10 protein-coding genes and 3 pseudogenes are annotated in these 21,714 nt (G+C 48.5%); all 13 read left to right on the forward strand.

Annotated features, from left to right (window positions below):
• Positions 1–6: 6 nt before the first annotated feature.
• Positions 7–7,686: pseudogene (locus PTE_RS02335) on the forward strand (two-partner secretion domain-containing protein); the annotation flags it as partial.
• Positions 7,687–7,998: 312 nt separating this feature from the next.
• Positions 7,999–8,184 (forward strand): annotated as a pseudogene (locus PTE_RS26910) (polymorphic toxin type 33 domain-containing protein); the annotation flags it as partial.
• Between the two features lie 11 nt (positions 8,185–8,195).
• Positions 8,196–8,600: a DUF4279 domain-containing protein gene (locus PTE_RS02340; protein WP_036842869.1), complete on the forward strand. Its 405-nt coding sequence runs from the start codon at positions 8,196–8,198 to the stop codon at positions 8,598–8,600.
• A gap of 85 nt (positions 8,601–8,685) precedes the next feature.
• Positions 8,686–9,270: a hypothetical protein gene (locus tag PTE_RS26155; protein WP_131601394.1), complete on the forward strand. Its 585-nt coding sequence runs from the start codon at positions 8,686–8,688 to the stop codon at positions 9,268–9,270.
• Positions 9,267–9,485, forward strand: a complete 219-nt coding sequence (locus PTE_RS02350) for a hypothetical protein (protein ID WP_036842872.1) — start codon at positions 9,267–9,269, stop codon at positions 9,483–9,485. The genes PTE_RS26155 and PTE_RS02350 overlap by 4 nt, the downstream gene beginning before the upstream one ends.
• Before the next feature lie 245 nt (positions 9,486–9,730).
• The gene (locus tag PTE_RS02355) at positions 9,731–10,309 is read left to right on the forward strand and encodes a hypothetical protein (RefSeq protein ID WP_245218982.1); all 579 of its coding nucleotides are present in this window, start codon (positions 9,731–9,733) and stop codon (positions 10,307–10,309) included.
• A complete protein-coding gene (locus PTE_RS02360) occupies positions 10,299–10,562 on the forward strand; it encodes a hypothetical protein (protein WP_036842874.1) in 264 nt (87 codons plus the stop codon). Before PTE_RS02355 ends, PTE_RS02360 begins: the two co-directional genes overlap by 11 nt.
• Positions 10,563–10,825: 263 nt before the next feature.
• A complete protein-coding gene (locus PTE_RS24280; protein WP_241826105.1) occupies positions 10,826–11,422 on the forward strand; it encodes a hypothetical protein in 597 nt (198 codons plus the stop codon).
• A pseudogene (locus PTE_RS24790) lies at positions 11,382–11,570 on the forward strand (IS630 family transposase); the annotation flags it as partial. The gene PTE_RS24280 and the pseudogene PTE_RS24790, both read left to right, overlap by 41 nt.
• A 675-nt stretch (positions 11,571–12,245) precedes the next feature.
• On the forward strand, positions 12,246–16,694 hold the full coding sequence (locus PTE_RS25550; protein WP_036842879.1) for a C-type lectin-like domain-containing protein: 4,449 nt from the start codon (positions 12,246–12,248) through the stop codon (positions 16,692–16,694).
• The gene (locus PTE_RS24800) at positions 16,687–17,961 is read left to right on the forward strand and encodes a hypothetical protein (protein WP_036842880.1); all 1,275 of its coding nucleotides are present in this window, start codon (positions 16,687–16,689) and stop codon (positions 17,959–17,961) included. The genes PTE_RS25550 and PTE_RS24800 overlap by 8 nt, the downstream gene beginning before the upstream one ends.
• Positions 17,962–17,976: 15 nt before the next feature.
• Entirely contained in the window at positions 17,977–18,633 is a 657-nt protein-coding gene (locus PTE_RS26775) for a hypothetical protein (RefSeq protein WP_051477089.1), read from the forward strand.
• Positions 18,634–18,637: 4 nt separating this feature from the next.
• Positions 18,638–21,112, forward strand: coding sequence for a pentapeptide repeat-containing protein (locus tag PTE_RS02390; protein ID WP_036842882.1), 2,475 nt, complete (start codon positions 18,638–18,640; stop codon positions 21,110–21,112).
• Positions 21,113–21,714 lie beyond the last annotated feature (602 nt).

The following is a 21,714-nucleotide window of genomic DNA, read 5'->3' on the forward strand; positions in this document are numbered from 1 at the left end:
AAAATCATGAACAAGCAGTTATATCGTATTATCTTTAATCAGGCCCGTCAGATGTGGATGGTGGTGGCCGAGATAGCGCGGGCCGGACAGGGACGAACCGGACGTCGTACTCGTCGCCCATCTTCACCGCAACGTCGTTGTCGGCTTACTGCGCTACGGTTTGGGGTGTTATTCGCCCTTGGCGGGATTTCACTCACGGCACAGGCAGCGATTGTGGCTGATGAACAGGCGCCGGGACGTCAGCAGCCGACCATCATTCGCAGCGCCAATGGTACGCCGCAGGTCAATATCCAGACCCCCGGTGCTGACGGCGTTTCCCACAATACCTACCGCCAGTTTGACGTGGATAAACAGGGAGTTATTCTCAATAACAGTCATCAGTCTACGCAGACGCAACTGGGGGGGATGGTAGCGGGCAATCCGTGGTTAGCCAAAGGGGATGCCAGCGTTATCCTCAATGAAGTCAACAGCCATGACCGCAGCCGCCTCAACGGCTGGATTGAAGTGGCCGGGCATAAAGCCGAGGTGATTATTGCCAACCCGGCCGGTATCACCTGTAACGGTTGCGGTTTTATTAACGCGCATCGCACCACGCTCACCACCGGACAAGCCCTGATGGAACGGGGCCGGTTGAAAGGGTTTGATGTCAATCAGGGGGAAGTGCGGATTGACGGGCACGGCATGGACAGCACCCGGCAAAGTTACACCGATATTATCGCCCGTTCGGTGGCGATTAACGCCAAATTACACGCCCAGACGCTCAAAGTGACCACCGGACGCAATCGGGTGGATGCGGCACACCAGAAGATTGAGAAAAAATCCGCTGATGCGACTGACCAGCCGGTGTTTATGCTGGATGTGGCCGCCCTGGGCGGCATGTACGCCCATAAAATCATGCTGGAAGGTACCGAAGCCGGGGTGGGCGTCCATAATGCCGGTAATATCGGCGCGGCCGCCGGGGAAGTGCATATCACCGCCGATGGCTGGATAGAAAACCGCGGCACCATCAGTAGCCGTGACGCGCTGCAATTAACGTCGTCTGCCGATGTGACTAACGCGGGCAAATTGCTGTCACAATCAACGGTGAATTTACAAGCCAAAGGGGTGTTAAAGAATCAGGGCCGGGTGGAAGCCCGCGGCGATACCACCGTCACCGCAGATACGATATACAGCAGCCATGACAGCGTCTGGGCCGCCGGACTGGACGATAAAGGCAACACCACCCGCCCCGGCTCATTGGCCCTGACGGCGCAACACGTTCAGGCCAGGGGGAAAAATCTGGCGACCGACACGCTGGCTATCCACAGTCAACACATTGACCTGAGTGGCAGCCAGAGCGCCGCCAGTCAGATTCAACTGACTGCTGGTCAATCGGGGATAAGTACCGCTCGCGCCACCGTCAACGCCGACCGTTTTAGCGCGCAAACCCCCGGCCAGTTTAACAACGACAGCGGCCAGTTAGTGGCGCGGGAAATTCACCTTACGACGCCGGATATTTCCAACCAGCAGGGGAAAATTAACCAGACCGGTACCGGTGAATGGCGGTTGAATACTCACACGCTGAATAACGGTGGCGGTACCTTGTTCAGCCAGGGCAACCAGCTCACAATTACCACGGACACACTTAACAACCATCAGGGCAACATTGCTAGTCAGGGCGAGGACCTGCATCTCACCGCGCATCAAGTGAATAATACTCAGGGCACGGTGCAACTGGCGGGCAACGGCAAACTATCACTCAACAGCCAACGCTGGCTGGGTGATAAGGGCAAACTGCTCACCAATGGCGCCTTGACGATAAAGGCCGATGAACTGCAACTGAACCACGCCGAGACTCAGGCCGGGCAGATTACCGTCAACGCGGACACCCTGAGTCATCAAGGGGGTGTGATGCAACAACAGGGTAAAGATACCCTGTCCCTCACCACCCGGATGCTGGATAACCAGCACGGCACCATTGCCGGTAACGGTAACCTGAACATTAAGGCGACGACCGTCAATAATGGTCACGGCAATATCATTGCGGCCGAAAATGGCGCATTGACGTTGACAACCCAAGAGACCTTAAATAACCGGGCGGGCAATTTAGTCGGCAACGGGGGGCTGGACATTCACAGCCGACAACTCAATAACCGCAATGGCACCTTACAATCCGCCAATACCCTCCGTATCGACACCCGTGGGCAGTTACTGGATAACCAAAACGGCGTAATCATTGGTGAGGGTGAAACCACCGTGACCAGCGGCCGGTTGGATAACTGTCAGGGGCATCTGCAAGGCGGACAACTGGTTATCGACACCCGGCAGGCACAGACCGATAACCGGGACGGCAAATTGTTATCCACGAACACGTTAACCCTGAACACTCACCAACTCGACAATCGTCGCGGACAGGTACAGGCCGTGGGCGACACCGTGTTGAATGTGAAGACCCAAACCGATAACACCGGCGGCCTTATCCGTGGTGGTCAGCAATTGACTTTGAACACCGCTCACCTGATTAACCGCGACACGGCGCAGGCGGATAACGGGGTGGAAGCGCAAAACCTGACGGTGAACGCCCAACAGGTGGACAACCGCCAGGGTGCTTTACGGGCGGCTAACCACCTGCAAGCGAACATTAGCCAGAGCTTGGATAATACCCGGGGGTTGGTCTCTGCGGGCAAACAGCTCACGGTCAAAAGCGAGGCTCAGCAACCGCATCTGAGGATTAACAACCAACAGGGCACCTTAATTGCCGGGAAGCAGGTGGATATTAACGCCGAGGCCCTCAGCGGTGACGGCCAACTGTTATCGCAGGGCGATATGGCGGTTACCTTAACCGAGGATTTTCACCATACCGGCAACACCGCGGCTAATGGCAATCTGACCCTGAAAACCACCGGCAATCTCCTCAATGACCGCCAGATAAAAGCCGGTCAGGCGCTGCATCTTGACGCGCAAAATCTTACCAACAGCGCCGCCGGTGAAATCAGCGCCGGGCAAACGCAAATCCAGGTCCACGATACGCTGAACAATACCGGATTGATTGACGGCGGCCTGACCCATCTCACGGCTAACACCCTGAACAATATCGGCACCGGGCGCATTTACGGCGACCAACTCGCCCTCCAGACGGGCACGCTGAATAACACCGCACAGGACGGCAAAGCCGCCGTGATTGCCGCCCGTGACCGGCTGGATATCGGCGCCGGGATACTCAACAACCAGCATCATGCCCAGATTTACAGCGTGGGCGATATGCACATCGGCGGCCGGTTGGACAACAGCCTGACGGCGACGGGTCAGGCCCGTGAGCTCAATAACCACGCGGCAACGATTGAGGCCGGGAACAACCTGAAAATTCAGGCCGACCAGATTAATAACACCAACGCCGGTCTGGTGACGCAGGTCGTCGAGACGGAAAAATCTCAGCATCATGACGCGGTACTGAGCGGCCGGACCACCCGCTATGACTGGTCGCAGGTGGACACTTCCCACCACAACAAATACGGCGTGCACGATGCCATCATGCCGGATGGCAGCCGCAGTAATGACTTTTACGAATATCAGTACACCCGCACCGTGAATGAAACGCAGGTCAAACAGAATGACCCCGGTAAAATTCTGGCGGGCGGCAATATCACGCTCAACAGTGTGCAGGTCACCAATCACGACAGCCAGATTGTCGCCGGCGGCGCGTTAGGCGGGGAAATCGGCGAGCTGCATAATATCGCCACTCAGGGCGAACGTATCACCACCGATAAAGGTCGCCAGACCCACTGGTATGCTAAAAAGACCAAACGCTGGCACCGGTTCGGCACTAAAACCTCGCAGGGGAAAAGCCGCAGTAGTTATAACCTCGCTCCGGTGACAGAAACCATTGACCTGAAAACGCTGGCCTGGCAGGACCATACCCGTCCACAGGGCACCGATATCACACTTACAGACCGACAGACCGGTCAGATACACGCGGTCCCCACGGTGGTCAAACCGGTGACCGGGATAGACGACCAGCCTCTGGCGGAAACGGTTAAAGGGCAGACTATCGATCCGGTGATACGCGTGGTCACCCCGGATACCCGCTTGCCGGATAACAGCCTGTATACTGTGCAACCGGGCAGTGACAGCCACTATCTGGTGGAGACCGACCCGAAATTTACCCAATACAAACAGTGGCTGGGTTCGGACTACATGCGGCAACAGTTAACGCATGACCCGGCGTTGGTCCACAAACGGTTAGGAGATGGGTTTTACGAACAGCGGCTGGTGCGCGACCAAATCACTCAACTGACCGGCCAGCGTTATCTGCCCGGTTACCATAACGATGAAGCACAGTTTAAGGCGTTGATGGATGCCGGTATCGCCTTTGGTCAGCAGCAACAGTTAACGCCGGGGGTAGCCCTCAGCCCGGCGCAGATGGCGCTGCTGACCTCGGACATTATCTGGCTCACCAACCAAACCGTGACCCTGCCGGATGGCACCACCGAGGTGGTTACCGTGCCGCAGGTTTATGCGCGTGTCCGTCAGGGCGACCTGAGCAGTGATGGCGCCCTGCTGGCCGGCAATACCGTGGCGCTTAACAGTCAGGGCGATATCACCAACAGCGGCATGATTAGCGGGCGGGATGTGACCCAACTGACCGCCAACAATCTCACCAACAGCGGCTTTATTCGTGGCGGCAAAGTGGATTTGACGGCCCAACAGACGCTCACCAACCGGGGCGGGCAGATTCAGGGTGATGACCGGGTGGCCCTGCAAGGCCGGGATATCACCAGTGCCTCGACGGGGCGCGGGGATGAGGAAAACCGCTGGTTAGACCGTCCAGCGGGCATCTATGTGCAGAACGATAAGGGCACCCTGTCGCTTAACGCGATAAACAACGTCCAGCTCACGGCCAGTGAAGTGAAGAACGCCGGAAAAGCGAGTCACACCGAGATAACCGCCGGCCATGACCTGATGCTGGATACCTTGCAAACTCGTCACACAGAAAGCGGCGACTGGGGCAACGGCAACACCCGTCATCTGACCCAACAACGGGATATCGGCAGTCAGATAACCGGCGCGGGTGATGTGACCCTGCAAGCCGGGCATGACCTCAAGGCCACCGCCGCGCAGGTCAATGCCGGTCAACACCTGACGGCGCAGGCCGGGCATAACCTGACTCTGGACACCGGCACGGCGTCATCCGACCTGGTGGAGCACAGCAAACAAACCAGTAAAGGCTGGCTGTCGAAGTCGTCAGTGGAAACTCACGATGAAGTGCATGACCGGCAGGCGCTCAGTACCACATTCAGTGGCGATAAAGTGAATCTACAGGCCGGCAAAGACCTGCATATCAGCGGCAGCAATGTGGCGGGCACGCAGGAGGTCAGCCTGAACGCGGGTCATCAGCTCACCGTTACCACCGCCGCAGAGGCGCACAATGAAACCCATTTGCGGCAGGAGAAAAAATCGGGCCTGATGGGTACGGGCGGGATTGGCTTCACATTAGGCAAGGCCAGCCAGAAAGCCACCACGGACAGTGACAGCCAGCTTAACAAAGGCAGCACGGTTGGCAGCAGCCAGGGCAATGTGACCCTCAACGCGGGTGAACAGCTCCGGATTCACGGCAGTGAGGTGATTGCCGGTAAAGACATGACGCTCACCGGTCAACAGGTCACGGTCACCAGTGCAGAAAACCACCACACCACACTGACAAAAACCGAGCAGAAACAAAGCGGGTTGACGGTAGCGCTGAGTGGCGCCGCCGGAGGTGCCCTCAACACCGCCGTGCAAACGGCCCATGAAGCGCAACAGACCGCAGACCCGCGCCTTAAAGCGTTACAGAATACTAAAGCCGCTCTGAGCGGGGTACAGGCGACTCAGGCGGCCCGACTGGCGGCGGCTCAGGGCAGTGACAACAGCAGCAATAACAATCTGGCCGGGGTTAGCCTGTCCTACGGTCACCAGTCTTCCCGTTCAGAACAACAGCATCAGCAGACCACCCAACAGGGCAGCCATCTCACCGCGGGGGATAACCTCACCATAACGGCTAACGGTAACGGCAGCCACAACTCTGACCGAAACGGCGATATCCGTATTCAGGGCAGCCAGTTACAGGCGGGTAAAGACCTGCAACTCAATGCCAGTCGGGATATTCAGCTCGCATCCAGTCAGAATACTGAACAGACTACCGGCAAAAACAGCAGCCACGGCAGCTCGCTGGGCGTGGGCCTGACGGCGGGACCGGGGGGCACCGGCCTGAATGTCTCGGCCAGCATTAATCAAGGCAAAGGTCGTGAAAGTGGCAACAGTGTCAGTCACAATAACACCACGTTACAGGCGGGACAGACCGTCGGGCTGAACAGTGGCCGGGATACCACCCTGAAAGGGGCACAGGTGAAGGGTGAGCAAATTACCGCCGAGGTAAACCGCCATCTGTCATTGAGCAGTGAACAAGACAGCCAGCGCTATGACAGCCAGCAACACAACACCGGTGCGGGCGTCAATACCACCGTGGGCCCCCTCACCAACGGCACCCTGAATCTCAATGCCAGCCGCAATAAACTGCACAGCAACTATGATTCGGTGCAGGAGCAGACCGGGCTGTTTGCCGGTCAAGGCGGTTATCAGGTTAATGTGGGTGACCACACGCAACTGGACGGTGCGGTGATAGCCAGCACCGCGGCTAAAGAGAAAAACACCCTGAACACTGGGACGCTCGGCTTTAAGGACATTAAAAATAAAGCGGATTTTACTGTCGAGCAACAAAGTGCGGGCGTGAGTCTCGGCCAACCGGCAGCCGGTCAGGTCCTGAATAATCTGGCGGTTAATGCGCTGACGGGCACCCATAATCAGGGCCATGATAGCAGTACCACGCACGCCGCCGTCAGTGACGGCACCCTGATTATTCGGGATAAGGCGCACCAGACGCAGGATACCGCGAACTTAAGCCGCGATACCGATAATGCCGCCAATGTTCTGAGTCCGATATTTGATAAGGAGAAGGAACAGCAACGCCTGAAACAGGCGCAACTGATGGGCGAACTCAGCGCCCAGATGGCCGAGATAGCCGGGACGGAAGGGAAAATTATCGCCACGAAAGCGGCGAAAGCGAAACTGGACCGTATCAGTGAACAGGACAAAATCGCGGCCAGAGAAAAACTGGTCAACAGGGGCAATCAACACCCGACCCCGGCGGATATCAACCAACAAATTTATGACACGGCTTACACGCAGGCGCTGAATGAATCGGGCTTGGGTACCGGCGGCAAATATCAGAAAGCCTTACAGGCGGCCACGGCAGCGATTCAGGGCTTGGCGGGGAACCATCTCGGTCAGGCGCTGGCAGGCGGCGCGTCACCGTATCTGGCCGGGGTGATAAAAGAACTGACCACCGACCCGCAAACCCATCAAGTGGATATTGCGACTAATACGCTGGCCCACGCGATTTTGGGCGCCGTGGCAGCGGAAGTGAGTGGTAATAATGCCCTGTCAGGAGCAGCCGGTGCCGCGTCGGGTGAACTGGCGGCTCAGGTACTGATTAAGCAGCTTTATGGCGATGGGGCTAAAATCAGTGAGTTAAGTGAAGAGCAGAAACAGACCATCAGCACTCTCTCTACCCTGGCGGCCGGGCTGGCCGGTGGGATTGCGGGAGACTCCACGGCGGGTGCCCTTACTGGTGCGCAGGCTGGGAAGAATGCGACTGACAATAATGCTCTAGCTGTACCCATGCCACCGCCACCGATAGCGGGTTCAAACACGGGTGAGGCCGTGAACGAAGCAAATCAGACGATAGCTTCAGCTTTGGACAAGAAGCTCAAGGAGATAGGAGAAACACTAGATAAAGCTACAGAGTGTTCATTTGGACGGGTATGTTCTTCTAGCTCCACAGATGATGAAAGTAATCCGAATATTGGTAAAAGTCTAACGAATGAAGAGAAGAGGGAATATGGTGGTACAGGTACAGGGAATCAGCAGCCACCTGAAGATAATCAGAATAAGAATGAGCAGAGTGAAAATAAGCCATCAAATATCAAAATGGCTGATGACAAGTATTTAAAAAATAATGGAATTGATGCTCATGAGCTTAAATCTGATGTTGTTGGTAAGAAAAATATATCGAAATATGATATTTATGTGAATAAAGAAACTGGTGAACTATGGGTCTTCAGAAAAGGGGGTACTGGAGAAGGTATCCCAACAGGTGAATTTATTAAATAAGGTTATAAAAGATGACTAAATCAACTGTGTGCGTGTATTTTTTGATCTCTGGAGATAGATTAAATCCTGAGGATGTAACTGAAAAATTAGCTATTCAACCAACAAAATATTGGGTGAAAGGTGATCCTATACCAGAAAAAAAACGCTTTAGAATAGATAGTTGCTGGCTTTTGAGTACGGGTGATGAAGAGTTTCTTGATGTTGGTGAACAGTTAGGAAAAATACTCACATTACTACAAGGCAAAAAAAAGGTTTTAGTAAAGTTGGCTGATGAGTATGAGCTTGATTATCAATTTAATATAGTAATTAAAATAGAAGAAGGAGTTAAGCCAGCAATAAATTTAGATAAAACGATGATTAAAGAGCTTGATGAATTAAAGGCTGGATTAGATATTGATTTATATATATATAGCTAGAATTAAATAAGTTGTTGTTGACAATAATGCACTAGCTGTACCCATGCCACCGCCACCGATAGCGGGTTCAAACACAGATGAAGCCGTGAACGAAGCCAATCAGACGATAGCTTCAGCTTTGGACAAGAAGCTGAAAGAGATGGGAAAGGCTGTAGATAAGGCGACTCAATGTTCCTTTGGCCGGGTATGTTCGTCAGATTATGTAGATGGTGAAAATCAACCTAATATATCAAAGGATCTGACAGATTCAGAGAAAGCCGAACTTGGTGGTTCAGGAGCAGGGACACCGGGAGGACATGAGCCAGAAGATGAGCAGAATGCCCGAAATAACAATCATATTGGCAAATGGTCAATTGATGAATTGTCAAATGGAGCGAAATATACAGATCCTGCTTCAAAAAAAGGCGATTTGACACTTGCTGGTCGCGCTCTACAAAAACATGGCAGTCGGCTAGGTAGTGCTTTTCCAGAGGCTAGAGGAAATCCATCTGCAATAAATGAGCAAGGCCAAAAAATTGTAGATAGTATATTGAATGACCCGAACAAAAAGGTGATTCAAAGCAATACAGGACGATACGGTCAAGTTACTGATGTTATATCTTCTAATGGGCGTGGATTACGTTATGATGCTCAAGGTAGGCTGATAGGGTTTTTGGAACCACCGAAATGACAAATAAATTAACAGCACAAATAGCAAGTTTGCCAGATCGAGAAAATGTTGTTTACGAGATCTTTTGGGGTACAGATCAAGTAGCAGAGATCTCAAACGAACCTGAGCATGGTATGAGAATAGAGATCTTTTCTTGTCCGAATGGAGGAATATGGAACTTCGATTTTAGAGAATTTCGTACTCTTGTAGAGCAAGTAGAAAAAAATCTCATCTAAATATTTATCCATCCCGATTTGTAAAAATCGGGACTGTTTTTTAGCCTACTCTGTCAATATCACAATGGCGGCAATAAAGTTAAACGAACATTTATTGGACATACTCTGCTTTTTAACCGTATCTGGGTAAAGTGAACTGTTGGTCCAAAAAGTCGCGTCGGGGCGTTGTTACGGACAATAATGCACTGAGTTTACCAAAAGGGATGGCCGATTACGGTCGATCAGCATCAAGTCTGGCTACCGTTATGTCAAATAAAGGTCAATCCTCTCAAGAGATTTCGGCAGCATTGTCAAAACATGCCAAAGGCGATCACCCGGAAGGGCAAGACCCGGTAAGAGGATTGTTAGTTGCTTGGGGTGCAGGTGCTTCTGCTGTGGGAGGTACTATAGTTGCGCCTGTTGCTGGGACCGCAGCCGTAGTGGGTGGAGCTTTACTGGGTGCAATATCTGACACCGGAAAACAGCTTATCACTATGAAACCAAACGAGAGTTACAGCTATACTGACACGCTTATAGCTGCCGGGGTGGGAGCATTAACCCAAGGTAAAGGTTTGATATATACAGAAGGGGTAAATATTGGTGGAGTTTGGCTAGGTAGCAAGCTTAAAGGTGAAGATGCAACTGGAGCTGTTATAGGTGCGGCTGTTGGTACTGTAGCGGGTACTAAAGGTGGAAAAATAATTACAGATAAACTGGCTCCTGTCGTTATCAGTCCTGTAGCGTCAGAAATAGGTGGGGCTATCGGAGGTACTGTTGTAGGTACAGTAATAGGCACTGGTATTGAAAACCAGATAAAAGAAAATGGAGCTAAAAATGGAAAATAAACGAATAGGATTAAAAGCTTTTATCCTACTTACAGTTTACTGGACATCGTTTATTTTTCTTTTGGCCTTTATTGCAGGGTTAGCTGTACCTGCACTTTATTATTTTGAAAATGGTTATTTTAATTATCATTGGAATGATTTTATTTACACTGCGAGAGTAGGAGTTGGTGCAGGATTGCCTGTTGGAATTGGGATTTGGGTATTGGCGAAGATAGAAGAAATTCGCAAAAGAAAATCCTCTTCAGATCCTTAGCTACTTAATTACAGCCAGTATGATCGCGAGTTTGGATATTACTTGTTGTGGACAATAACCATTTAAGCGTTGAACAGAATCACTCAAGGAGTGAGGAACTGGTCAATTGCCAGGGAGATAGCAGTTGTCGTGTGACTGTCAGAGATAAATATCGGCAGGAATATGACCAGGTTTAGGAGTGGATAGCAACTTGTTCAGGGGCTGACCAGTGTGTTGCGGTTGCTAAAGAGCTGCGGGCATTACAGGGTGATTACAGTGCCCGGATGAACGAAATTCAGGAAAAAGCCAGAATGCAGGGGCTGGATTCCCTCACACCGGCAGAAGTGCGGGAATGGGCAGATTTACGGGGTGCCCTGTCGAATATTGACTTATCCCGCAATTTAGTGCTTCATCGTGCCCAAATCACCGGAGGCTCAGAAGAAACCACCCAAGAAATTGTGAAGATTATGGGGCAAACGGGGATTGCTGCATCTGCCGGAGGGATCAGTAAGGCTGGAGCAAAAGGCGGCGGGAATGTTGGAAAAGGTAAACAACCGTATCAACCGAATCAGGGGGCTGTAGGAAATATGAATGAATTTCTTACTCAACCCGGTTTTGGTGCTCAAATAAAAAACAGCACACAAAAAACCAGCCAAATATATCAGGGGCAGAGTGTTTATAAAGCTAATAACAATATTGGAAAAGTGATTAAAAAAGGTGATCAGCTATATCTTGATAGTCAACATAAGAACCATCTTGAGATTTTTGATAACAAAGGGAAATTTAAGGTTATCTTAAACTTAGATGGTACGGTAAACCAGGCCAAAACTGATGCTGCTAAATTTAAACCCGATAGTGCGATTATGGAAGGTCATGAATGAACATGTTCGAAATAACCGTTATTTCGCGGATAAACATGAATTTCGAGACAAAGTCTTCAAATTTTTCACCACAACGCTACCTGATATAGCGGACTCGCTGACGTCTAGAATTAACGACCATTTTCAGGTGCTAAAAACTGCATCTTGAAGTTTCTTGGGTATATATTGTCGCTAAGATAATATTTCATTTCACAGTATTAATAGTATTTTTAAAACATTTGGAAAATATTGTAAATAGAGTGGTTTATAATTGGTAATAAAATTAGATTCTGATATGTTGTTTAAGCATTTATTTATGAGATTAATTTGTTTAAAGGTTGTTTTTTATTATTGAAGATAGGTTTTATAATTACAAGTAATTATTTTTTATTTTAATTTAACTCATGTTAATGATTTAATTATGCGTATGTTTTTATCTTGTTAACTTATTGAAAAATATCGCCTTGTCTTATTGTTGATCTTTTGTTTTTCTTTGCTAATAATATCGGATAATAAAAATTTAAAATTTAAATTCTTAATTGGCTAACATTAAAAAATAGCTATGCGTCACATAAATATCCTCTTTAATTAATGGAAAAAATTGAAAATCACATTAATATTGTTAATTGTGGAGTTTAAATGTCATATGCAATTGCTTTCTGTAAAGTAGATGAATATTTTTCTACTTAATTTCAGGTGTTTCTCATTTGAAAAATAAGTTTTTAGGGGGATGTGTTCATTCTCATGATAATTATTTTTTCAGAGTTTTCCGCCGAATTATTTATACGGTTGTTGAGTATTTATTGTGATAACAAAAATAATCATTAACAGAGATAAAATCTAAATGAAAACGCAAATTCTACATTTTGACCTAGCTCAAGGCCATTTACGTACCCAATCCAGTCAATTAAGTCTTTGGGTTGGTGAACATAATGTACCGTTGCAAGAACATGATGAGTCAAGTTTAGCCAGAGCGGCGGCTGATAACCCTGCGATAGATATGGTTCTACGCTATGGCTCGCACGGTATTAGCCATTTCGCAGAAATACCTGAACACTATTTTTTACCTCATCACGTTACTCTAATTAAAGTGGTTGGTGATAAATCCGGGCCTTACCGTTCTTCGTTACCGGTTCTTTACCATCTTTCTTACCATATCCCTAACGCTCATTTACGTCGTTATGCCAAACGTAACATAGAAAAACTGGCTGTAAATAATATGGGTGTGGCTTTGCCAGGTAAACTGAGTGCTCTTGGTGTTAATAGCCAACATTTAGCGCGAAACCCTATTCATTGTGGCGATTTATTGGTTGCGACTAATGAAATGAAAACACCTTGGGATGTTGCCTGCTCTATTGTGTTTTCTCATCCGGAATTGTCCAACAGTCAGGCTTATGCAGCATCAATTGTGATGAATGCACATATTGCCCCACCACAGGAAATAGACCCACAGCAATATAACCGGGTTTATGAACTGGCCATATCAATATCGAGTCAGGGACCTGCGACAGAGACAGGCGGTTTTGCCACTTATGGCCAATTGGTTGACCCTGATGGCAACGAGATGTTTTATGAATTTGACTGGGTCGGTAAAGATGGGCAGGTGATTTTCGCCGAAGGTGATCCGGTGATGCAATATAATCTATCGGATGAAACAGAGAATTATTCAGGATCGCCGGCCTCTAATGCGTTGAGAACCTCGCATAATGACACCCGTTTGCAAAATCATAACTGGAGTGTCAGCCAAAGTGCGTCTCTCGACGTTACCGAGTTCAAAGATCAAACTTCAGCATTGAATGTTCCGCGAGATACCAGCCAAATTTGGACTGCCACTAACCGCACACCTAATCACGGTATGGATGTGTATGCTGACAGCATTCGTTATGATCCCGGTCAAAGCCATTTTTCCATTGATTTTAAGAATAAATATTTACGTCAGTTAGGTGTCTATATTCAGTTCTTTAAAGACACTAAAATGGAACAGCCGATCGATAATCCAACGGTTGACGGTAATTGGCCGTTTTATTTTCCTAAAGAGTTAGCGGCATTATTCGAAACGCCATCACAAAAAGCCCTTGGGGTATTGGCTAATGTCAATACGATCATGGGAATTCCGATGCCCACTGATCCGACTAATTTTGGCTTGCCTTGGCCGGATGAAGCCCAGGCGGCTAAGTTCCTGTTTGGAGGCTTGGGAACTTCCCGTTGGGAAAACCCGATTGTTTGGCCGGGTGTGATTTTAACCGGGATGTTCCAGTACGGTATTCCATCCCTGATGATGTTGGCTGGAGCCGCAGTGACCAACAGCCAGTGGTATAAAGATTTTATTTCTAATAAGGATAACGTTGCCATATTAGCAGGTATTGCTTTCCCATTGATTGGTGGTGGCGCCGCTGTCGGTTCAGCGTTATTCAATACTAAAAAAGTGCTCACCAGTTTAGCCAGTATTGCCATCGGTATTTTGGCTAAAAAAGGACTGGAAGCGCTAGCCACTTATGTTACAGCCCAAGTTGCAGCCAGTGCAGCCGCTCAGGCGGTTCCTGTCGTGGGTTGGGCGTTCCGGCTTGCTTCAATTGCGCTGGATTTGGCTCAGATTGCAGTGACTACAGGGGAATTGCTCTCCACGCCAGCGACATTAGAAGTGGATATCAAGCGCCAGATGACCCTGGCTTTTACCCTGCATCCCGATCCTGCTCATGGTGAAACAGGTCGCCCGGAAACCGCAATTTGGCCGCCGGTGGGCGTTCAGTGCCAGGTGACGGTCGAATATACCAACGGCACCTATTACACCCAGACTATTCCATTACCTACAACCGGTTCCAATACGCCGCTATCTTTTAATTTCAATTCGGTTGGTTGGGGTGGCACCCTCAAAATCAAGGCTAATGTTTATTCTGCTACTGGCTGGTTAGCGGGGAGCTACACCAGTGAGCTGCTGAATGCGCAGCCAGACAACCCCAATGAGGGCATCATGCGCGTCAGTGGCAATATAAAAGAGATGTTGGTGCCTCTGACTCAGGTCACTCAATACGAATATTGGGAACAGTTGTCTTACGATAGCGATAAGAAGGAATATCAGTGGATTGAAGGCAGCGTGCCGTTGGAAACCCAGTCTTCAACCAATTGTAGCAATGTAGGCAATAACATCTGCAAACTGGTCAATATGACAATCCTGAATTCAGATTATCAGGTTGGTTATTGTTACCAGGCTTCTGGTCAGAATATTCCATTGGAAGATCCATCCAGTCCACCCAATAGCGGTCAGATGTATGTGTTGCAAAACATTTCCACGTTGAGCAACGACACGCTGAATCAGCGTCTGAAATTATCTAAGGTGGGTTTCAAAGTACAACCCCTGATCAGTTATAACAGTTTTGGCGAGGGACCGGACGACAAAACCATCACACCTTATAACTTTATTATTGATTCACGATTCGGTGAATATCATTTGCGTCGGGTGGACTTGCGTGATGGTAAACATGATTTTGGTTTGACGGATAATCCGCTGTCTTGGGGGACGTTCACTATTCCTCATCTGGATGCGATGGTGGTTCATCCGAGCGGCTATGTCATTGCTGTCAGTTGGCAATATAGCAAGATGCAGATCCTGGCCTTGGGTGATCAGGGCTATCCGGATGATCAGGCTCCGGCTGCACAGATTGTTTCTGGAGAAGGGGTTCGACAAGGGCTAACTCATGGGCCAATTGCCCTGACTATCACGCCAGATGGTCGCATCTTATTACTGGAAACAATCAATACCCGTATTCAGGCGTTCGATACTAAAGGGAACCCATTTCCAAGTTTTCCAGGGGCAACACTGTTTAAACTGGCTACTGCTGAGTATCAGGCAACACTGGATGCTCAGGTGTTCTCCTCGGCATTACAACAAGCGTTTCGTGAACAAGGGCTGACATTCCTGTTTAGTAACAGTGATCCGAGCTTTATGCGTTCGCTGAATACTGGAGTTCTGGATGAGCAAATTATTGCCGCTTTTGCTGAGGACGGGATCTATCTGAGTTATAACCAGACCGCAGACGGTAATATTGACCCAGTTGGCAGCACAACGGTTGACGTGATACAGCAAGGGCAGAGCTGGTCGGTATATGACCCGCAGAAACCCGCGACTTACACGCTGACCGCTCAGGGACAAATAGTATCTGTATATAACGATTTAAGTAATGTACGGGTCATCGCTATCGGTCAAGGTGTCAAATGGCAAATTGATGATCTTGCTGGCGCCCGCTCTTGGCTGTTAACCCTTGATGCAACGAATCCGGCTGAAATTGTCGTGGCTGATTATCTGTCCTATATGCCATTGAATAAGCCAGACGGCATAACTTATCTGGATGTGGCGGTCGAGTCTAAGGGATATATTTATATTCTGTCATACCGTAATGAAGGACGTGATCCAACGGATTATCTCCTTGATATCTATGAGCCTGACGGTAAGTTCCTGGTCACTGTCCCTGATTCGACACTGGTCCCTGATCCGGCTAAACGCCAGCATATTGTGGCGGCACATCTGGCGATAGATCCATTCCGTACCCTGGTGGCAATGAATTACGGCAAGTTCCTGGGTGAAAATCAACGTACCCAACCCCAGATCAGCCAGTGGACGCCAACCACGCCGATATTCGATCTGGGTATCGATCAATTACCGATATTCCAGCAACACGATATGGACAAAATCCATGTGGTTTTTGCTGATAACAAACATCCTCTTAGCAACAAGGCAACTATCGAAACAGTCAATGAAAATGGTTATTTCATCATTACAGATGTTAATACCCGTTACCCGGTCATTTGCACAGTAGATAGCGATAATTTGCAGATTATTTCTGTCTACAGTTTCTCGGAGAAAAATATGTTATTAAAAAATTATAGTTCAGGATTTAAAGCGGTTTTGCAGTTATTAGGTCTCTCGGAGAGCGATGTAACAGAGAAAGTCGTTATTTCATCTTCGTCGCAAGGCGCTTTACGGCCTAACGATCCACAGTCACTGGCTCCTGCTTATCCGGCAGAAGTACCGTCAGCAGCGGAGCTGTTGATCCTTTCTGGCATCCCCCCGGTTGATGCACCGATATCCTTGCCGGCAACAGTTGATGTTTTTGCGATTGCTGAACTGGAGATTGCTGATGACGCGGTTCTGAATATTAGTAATCCGACTTCACGACCGATCGTGGTAGTTGTCGACACCCTGACTGTTAAGCAAGTTGGACAACTGATATGTGACGCCTCTGTGATTCTAAACGTACAAACTTATACCCAAACTCAGGAGAATACCCATGAATAAAATGAAATCTGTTAACGAAACTTTGGCTGAATTGCGTGAGCATTATCATTTGACTGGTACAGAACAGCAGCTAAAACAATTAAAAACGTCGGACTTCGACGGGCCAATAATATTTTCTCACGATCCGAAAATAGCCACAGTGCCACCCGCGTTTTTTACCGTACAGACTATACAGGAGTTGAAGGAACTTGGCGGGGTGCCTGACAGTGAGTATGGCCCGGGCGGAATGGAACCCCATCATCCGTTGCCTGAACCCTATTCTGCTGAACGATTGGCGAATGTCACCGGTAATCATGCTGATATATGTAAAGCTTTCCGTGCTTATATCTATGGTTATTCTCCTTTAGTCAAGGATTATGAAGATATTCTGAATGCTAAACGTTTTCCGATGAAAGTCGCGTTATACAGTGGTGAAGATATCGTTGTCACTGCAAGTAATCCATTGATTGTCGGGAATAAAGATAGTCACGGTGAACCTGTTAACTTGGTGTTTAATAAGATAACGATTGAACCTGGCGGTAAGATTATTTATTTGACCAATGGCACGGTTGAGGCGAACGAAGTCGTCGTCGTTAATTCCCCAAACCCCTATCCAACCCCGGGTGATAATGATGGCCCGAACATTGAAAATATTGGCAGTAACGGAGGCAATGGTGGGAGCGGAAACAATGGTTCCGCTGGAAGAGACGGCAGTAATGGCAATGCTGGTAAAGATAATAAAAACTCTTGCGCAACGTCGGCTACGAACGGTACCGCTGGTGGCGGTGGTACTGATGGTGCCAGAGGAAGTGATGGTGAGAACGGTGGGCATGCGAGTGATGTTAATTTTAAAACAGGTACCCTTAACGGTTTTGTGAATATGCTGACACAAGGCGGTAATGGTGGCGATGGTGGTAACGGTGGTAATGGTGGTAATGGTGGAAAAGGAGGGAATGGCGGCGGTTCTACCAGCGAGTGTAGGGCTGGCAATGGTGGCAATGGTGGTAACGGCGGTAATGGTGGTAGCAGTGGTAACGGAGGTAATGCGGGTGACGGAGGTAACATTTATTTCACTTATGATGAAGGAGGAAGCGCGACGTTCCAGGCAAGGGCGATTGGTGGTAACGGTGGTAAAGGTGGCAACGGTGGTTCTGGTGGTGCCGGTGGTGGTGGTGGTACGGGTTATACCAGTGGCAACCCAGGCAAAGGTGGCTCATCGGGGAACACAGGAACTGCCGGAAAAGCAGGTGCCATAGGTTCAATTTATATCAACGGCAAAAAACAATAACCGCAAGGAGGAGTTATGGTCGTAAATATTCTAATTGTGGGTACTAGCGGTGTGAATGGTGCCGATGGTGTCAATGGCGCTGATGGCCAACGGGGTGCTGATGGTCAGAATGCTTCTCGCCGTAAGCCACCCACTGCCGGTAGTCCTGGTGGTGATGGTCAATCAGGTCAGAATGGTCAGGATGGTCAATCAGGTTCTGGCTGGTGGTTTGCCCTACGTTGTAATCGTTTTGACGTACAGAGTGTGGTGCGTATTAGTAATAATGGCGGTAATGGTGGTGATGGCGGCATAGCGGGTTACGGCGGCAATGGGGGTGATGGCGGCAATGGGGGGCGTGGTAATTCATCATCGTCAGGAAAGCCGGGTGGTATTGGCGGTAACGGTGGCAATGGGGGTAATGGCGGCAATGGCGGTGATGGTGGCGATGGCGGTAATGTTTGGATCAGATATGTCCAGACTAGCTTAGCGAAACCGGTATCTGCCTCCTCTAATGGCGGGAATGGCGGACTCGGGCAGGCGGGTGGTGCTGGAGGGATAGCCGGGCGTGGTGGTGTAAATGGTGACGGTTCACATGCACTTGATGGAGAATATGGCGTTGGAGGTATTAGCGCCAGCGGTGGTCAGGCTGGGAGAGGTGGAAAAGTTTCTGTAAATCAATTGCCGCGAGGATAATGACATGAGTGAATCCAGATCTTTTGCTGGCAAATGGCAATTTGCAGCGACTTCAGGCCAACTGATTACTGTTCAGGCGGATGGTACGCTCAGCTTGTCCGACAGGCAATCAGGGGCGATGAATCAAATGATTAATGCTTATGGCATGACTCGCTTTTGGTTACAGGCAGGCAATGGTCAATACTTGGCCGCAAGCGGTAATACTCCTCAGGCTAATCAACCGCGCGATGGCACGGTTGCCGAGATCCGGTTGGAAGAGGTGGGAGGATCTGGATTTCGTCTTCGTCGTATCAGTAGTAGTGGTGATAGCTATTTGGTGGCGCAGCAATCTGGGTTGATCTGGCAGGCGGTCAGTAGCAATCCGCCCCTATCAGCCCAATTTACCCGTACCATAGTGACAAAAAGCCTGGAATTTCTCAAAGAATGGGGGGCGATGGGAGCAGATTTGCGTTTTGCCTATCTCGCCGAAGAAAATTTGAATGATATGGTGATGATGGCCGTCGATTTGTCCAATGCCGATCTGCATGGCTCGACATTGCTTGGCGCTGATTTAACTAATGTCAAAGTTGATGATTGCAATTTTAGTGGTTGTGATTTAAGTAAAACTGATTTAACGCATGTTCATGGCGAAAATGCGCTTTTTGAAAAGTGTGTTGTGGGTAGTGACACCAATATGCCTGACGCTGAGCTACCGAATGCCATTTTTCGTGGCTGTAAGAGCAGTGGTGGTCAGCCTATATTGAATCGTCTACAAGCGCCTGGGGCGGATTTCTCTGGTGCAGTGTTACCTTCAGTGATAATGGAGAATGCCGATTTATCTCAGGCAAATCTGGTTAATGTTGATCTAAGCGGCTCTAGTCTGGCTTCCTGCAATTTTACTAAGGCAATCATGACGTTGGTGAATTTGCAAAATACCACCTTGCAGGCTTCGGATTTTAATCAAGCCACGTTAGTGGGGACTGATTTTACCGGGGCGAATATCAATAATGTTAATTTTAGTAGCGCTAATCTGACCAATGCCCGTCTATCGTTAACCACCGGTTATAGCCAACTAAACCTCAGCGACAGCACTTTATTGGCTACGGTACTGACAGGGATGGATCTGGTTGATGCCACGATTACCGCTAAAACCGATTTTACTCAAGCACAGATGGATGGGGTCAATCTGAGTAAGCAGAGGTTGGATCAAGTCATATTCCTGATGGCATCGATGAAGAAGGCGAATCTGGATAATACATCACTCAATGGCGCCGTTTTGGTCGGCGCTAATCTAGCCGGTGCTACTGTCTTGGGTAATGTCTCTTTAGTTGGGGCGAATTTGTCCAATGCGAGTTTGCAGAGTGTTAATCTGACTGGCGCTCAATTTGGTGCTTTATCCACAGTGGCATATCTGGATGAAGCCGAGGTTCAGTCGCTGGATAACCAGCAACTGCCCGAACAATTACGTCGTCTGTTGTATCAGGGTAAAGTGCTGATTAACGGTCAGGCGGAGGTGTTGGTTCGTCAACCCGGTCAAAACTGGTTGGTCGAACATGAGGGTAAACCGCTATTTATCCACCGTCAGAATGGGCAATTAGATGTTGCTCAAGACAATGGCGGCAATGCAGCGATTCTTGCTAACACGTTTATGCCTAATGCTATTCTGACTGGCGCTAATCTTTACGCGGTTGATATGTCTGGCGCTCATTGGTACGGCAGCGACGCCAGAGCCGACAACGCTAATCTGGAACAAGTCAACTTGTCGAATGCCAACTTAGCGACCATGAATTTCACTCAGGCGCGGTTATATGGGGCGAATTTATCCTATGCCAATCTGGTCGGTACTGACTTCAGCAAGGCGATGTTGGAACCCACCCAAGGTCTTAAACCGGCATCTCTGGCTTTTGCTTCAATTCAAGGCACTATCTTTACGGAAGCCAAATTAACCGGTGCTAATTTGACGAATGGCGCGGTGGCTTTGCCGTTTGAAGAAGCGGGTAATAAGTTGGCAGGTGTTCCTTTATTCAGCGCGGCGCTTGAGCTGATGAGTTCATTAGATAGTGGCGTGATATCAAAGGAATTGCGTCAGGTATTTACCGATAACGGCTATAGCCTGTTGTCTAATGCTAAAATCATCGAAAAACAAAATGATCAATATTGGATTATCGCCAACCAGCCGCCGGATACTGATCTGAGTTACCGAGGATATTGTAACTTTATTGTGATTCGGGTAAGTGAGGTCGGCAATAACCACTTGCAAGTTTGTGGTGGATCGCCATTACGTATCATCCGCACTGCGGCTGACAATACATTACAGCCGGTTAATATCGCTTTTGGGGTAACGATTGATATCACTCAGGCGATGAATGATGCTACCACCTGTCCAAGTGGTTTGCGTTATCAGTTACTGAATAGTGGTATCAGTTATCAATCATTGATGACACCGGGATTACCTCCGCATCCGCCGAAATGTATTCCCAGCCCGACCGAATGGTGTTAATGAGTAAGCGCGATAATATGGTAATCGACTGATCGGAGTAAAGAATATCACTATGGATATCAATATGATGAAAAGCGACAATATGTCGATTGCCATTATCGGTATGAGGTGCCGTTTTCCGGGGGCGTGCGGGTCAGAAAACGTAAAAACCATTCATTAGATAAATTTTTAGCGGCGGATTCACATAATGAATGTCCCTTTTTAATAGGGCAGTTAATGACATTTAGCTGGAATTCGTTAACTATTAACCGAGAGTTGAAAAGAAATCAGCACGTAAAATAATATTATCTGAAAAAACATCAATGGGTGTCTTTAAAATATCATCAGGCCATTTACTGCTGATTTATAAAAAACGCGCAGGATTGCCAGTAAAACAGAATCAGTAAAGATAAAATCCGGGTATGGTTAACTTTCGTCAAACGTAAAATACGATATTCCATGATGATTAAACTTAATAAAAAGCAGGAATCAAAAAAGGGGAAAAGTAACTTTTAAAACCTTATACTGATTAAAATCGGAGGTTAAAATAAAAACTTATAATAACAGTTTAAAACCTGCCCATCATAAAGTTTCAGTGAAAAACGAGAAACAAAAATTGGTTT

Origin of the sequence: Photorhabdus khanii NC19 (assembly GCF_000517265.1) — a bacterium.
Lineage (GTDB): Bacteria > Pseudomonadota > Gammaproteobacteria > Enterobacterales > Enterobacteriaceae > Photorhabdus > Photorhabdus khanii.

Bases quoted from the DNA above. Each gene is read 5' to 3' on its own strand.
- PTE_RS02340 (WP_036842869.1), top strand. From the start codon at position 8,196: ATGACTAAATCAACTGTGTGCGTGTATTTTTTGATCTCTGGAGATAGA.
- PTE_RS02350 (WP_036842872.1), top strand. From the start codon at position 9,267: ATGACAAATAAATTAACAGCACAAATAGCAAGTTTGCCAGATCGAGAA.
- PTE_RS02355 (WP_245218982.1), top strand. From the start codon at position 9,731: ATGTCAAATAAAGGTCAATCCTCTCAAGAGATTTCGGCAGCATTGTCA.
- PTE_RS02360 (WP_036842874.1), top strand. From the start codon at position 10,299: ATGGAAAATAAACGAATAGGATTAAAAGCTTTTATCCTACTTACAGTT.
- PTE_RS24280 (WP_241826105.1), top strand. From the start codon at position 10,826: ATGAACGAAATTCAGGAAAAAGCCAGAATGCAGGGGCTGGATTCCCTC.
- PTE_RS25550 (WP_036842879.1), top strand. From the start codon at position 12,246: ATGAAAACGCAAATTCTACATTTTGACCTAGCTCAAGGCCATTTACGT.
- PTE_RS24800 (WP_036842880.1), top strand. From the start codon at position 16,687: ATGAATAAAATGAAATCTGTTAACGAAACTTTGGCTGAATTGCGTGAG.
- PTE_RS26775 (WP_051477089.1), top strand. From the start codon at position 17,977: ATGGTCGTAAATATTCTAATTGTGGGTACTAGCGGTGTGAATGGTGCC.
- PTE_RS02390 (WP_036842882.1), top strand. From the start codon at position 18,638: ATGAGTGAATCCAGATCTTTTGCTGGCAAATGGCAATTTGCAGCGACT.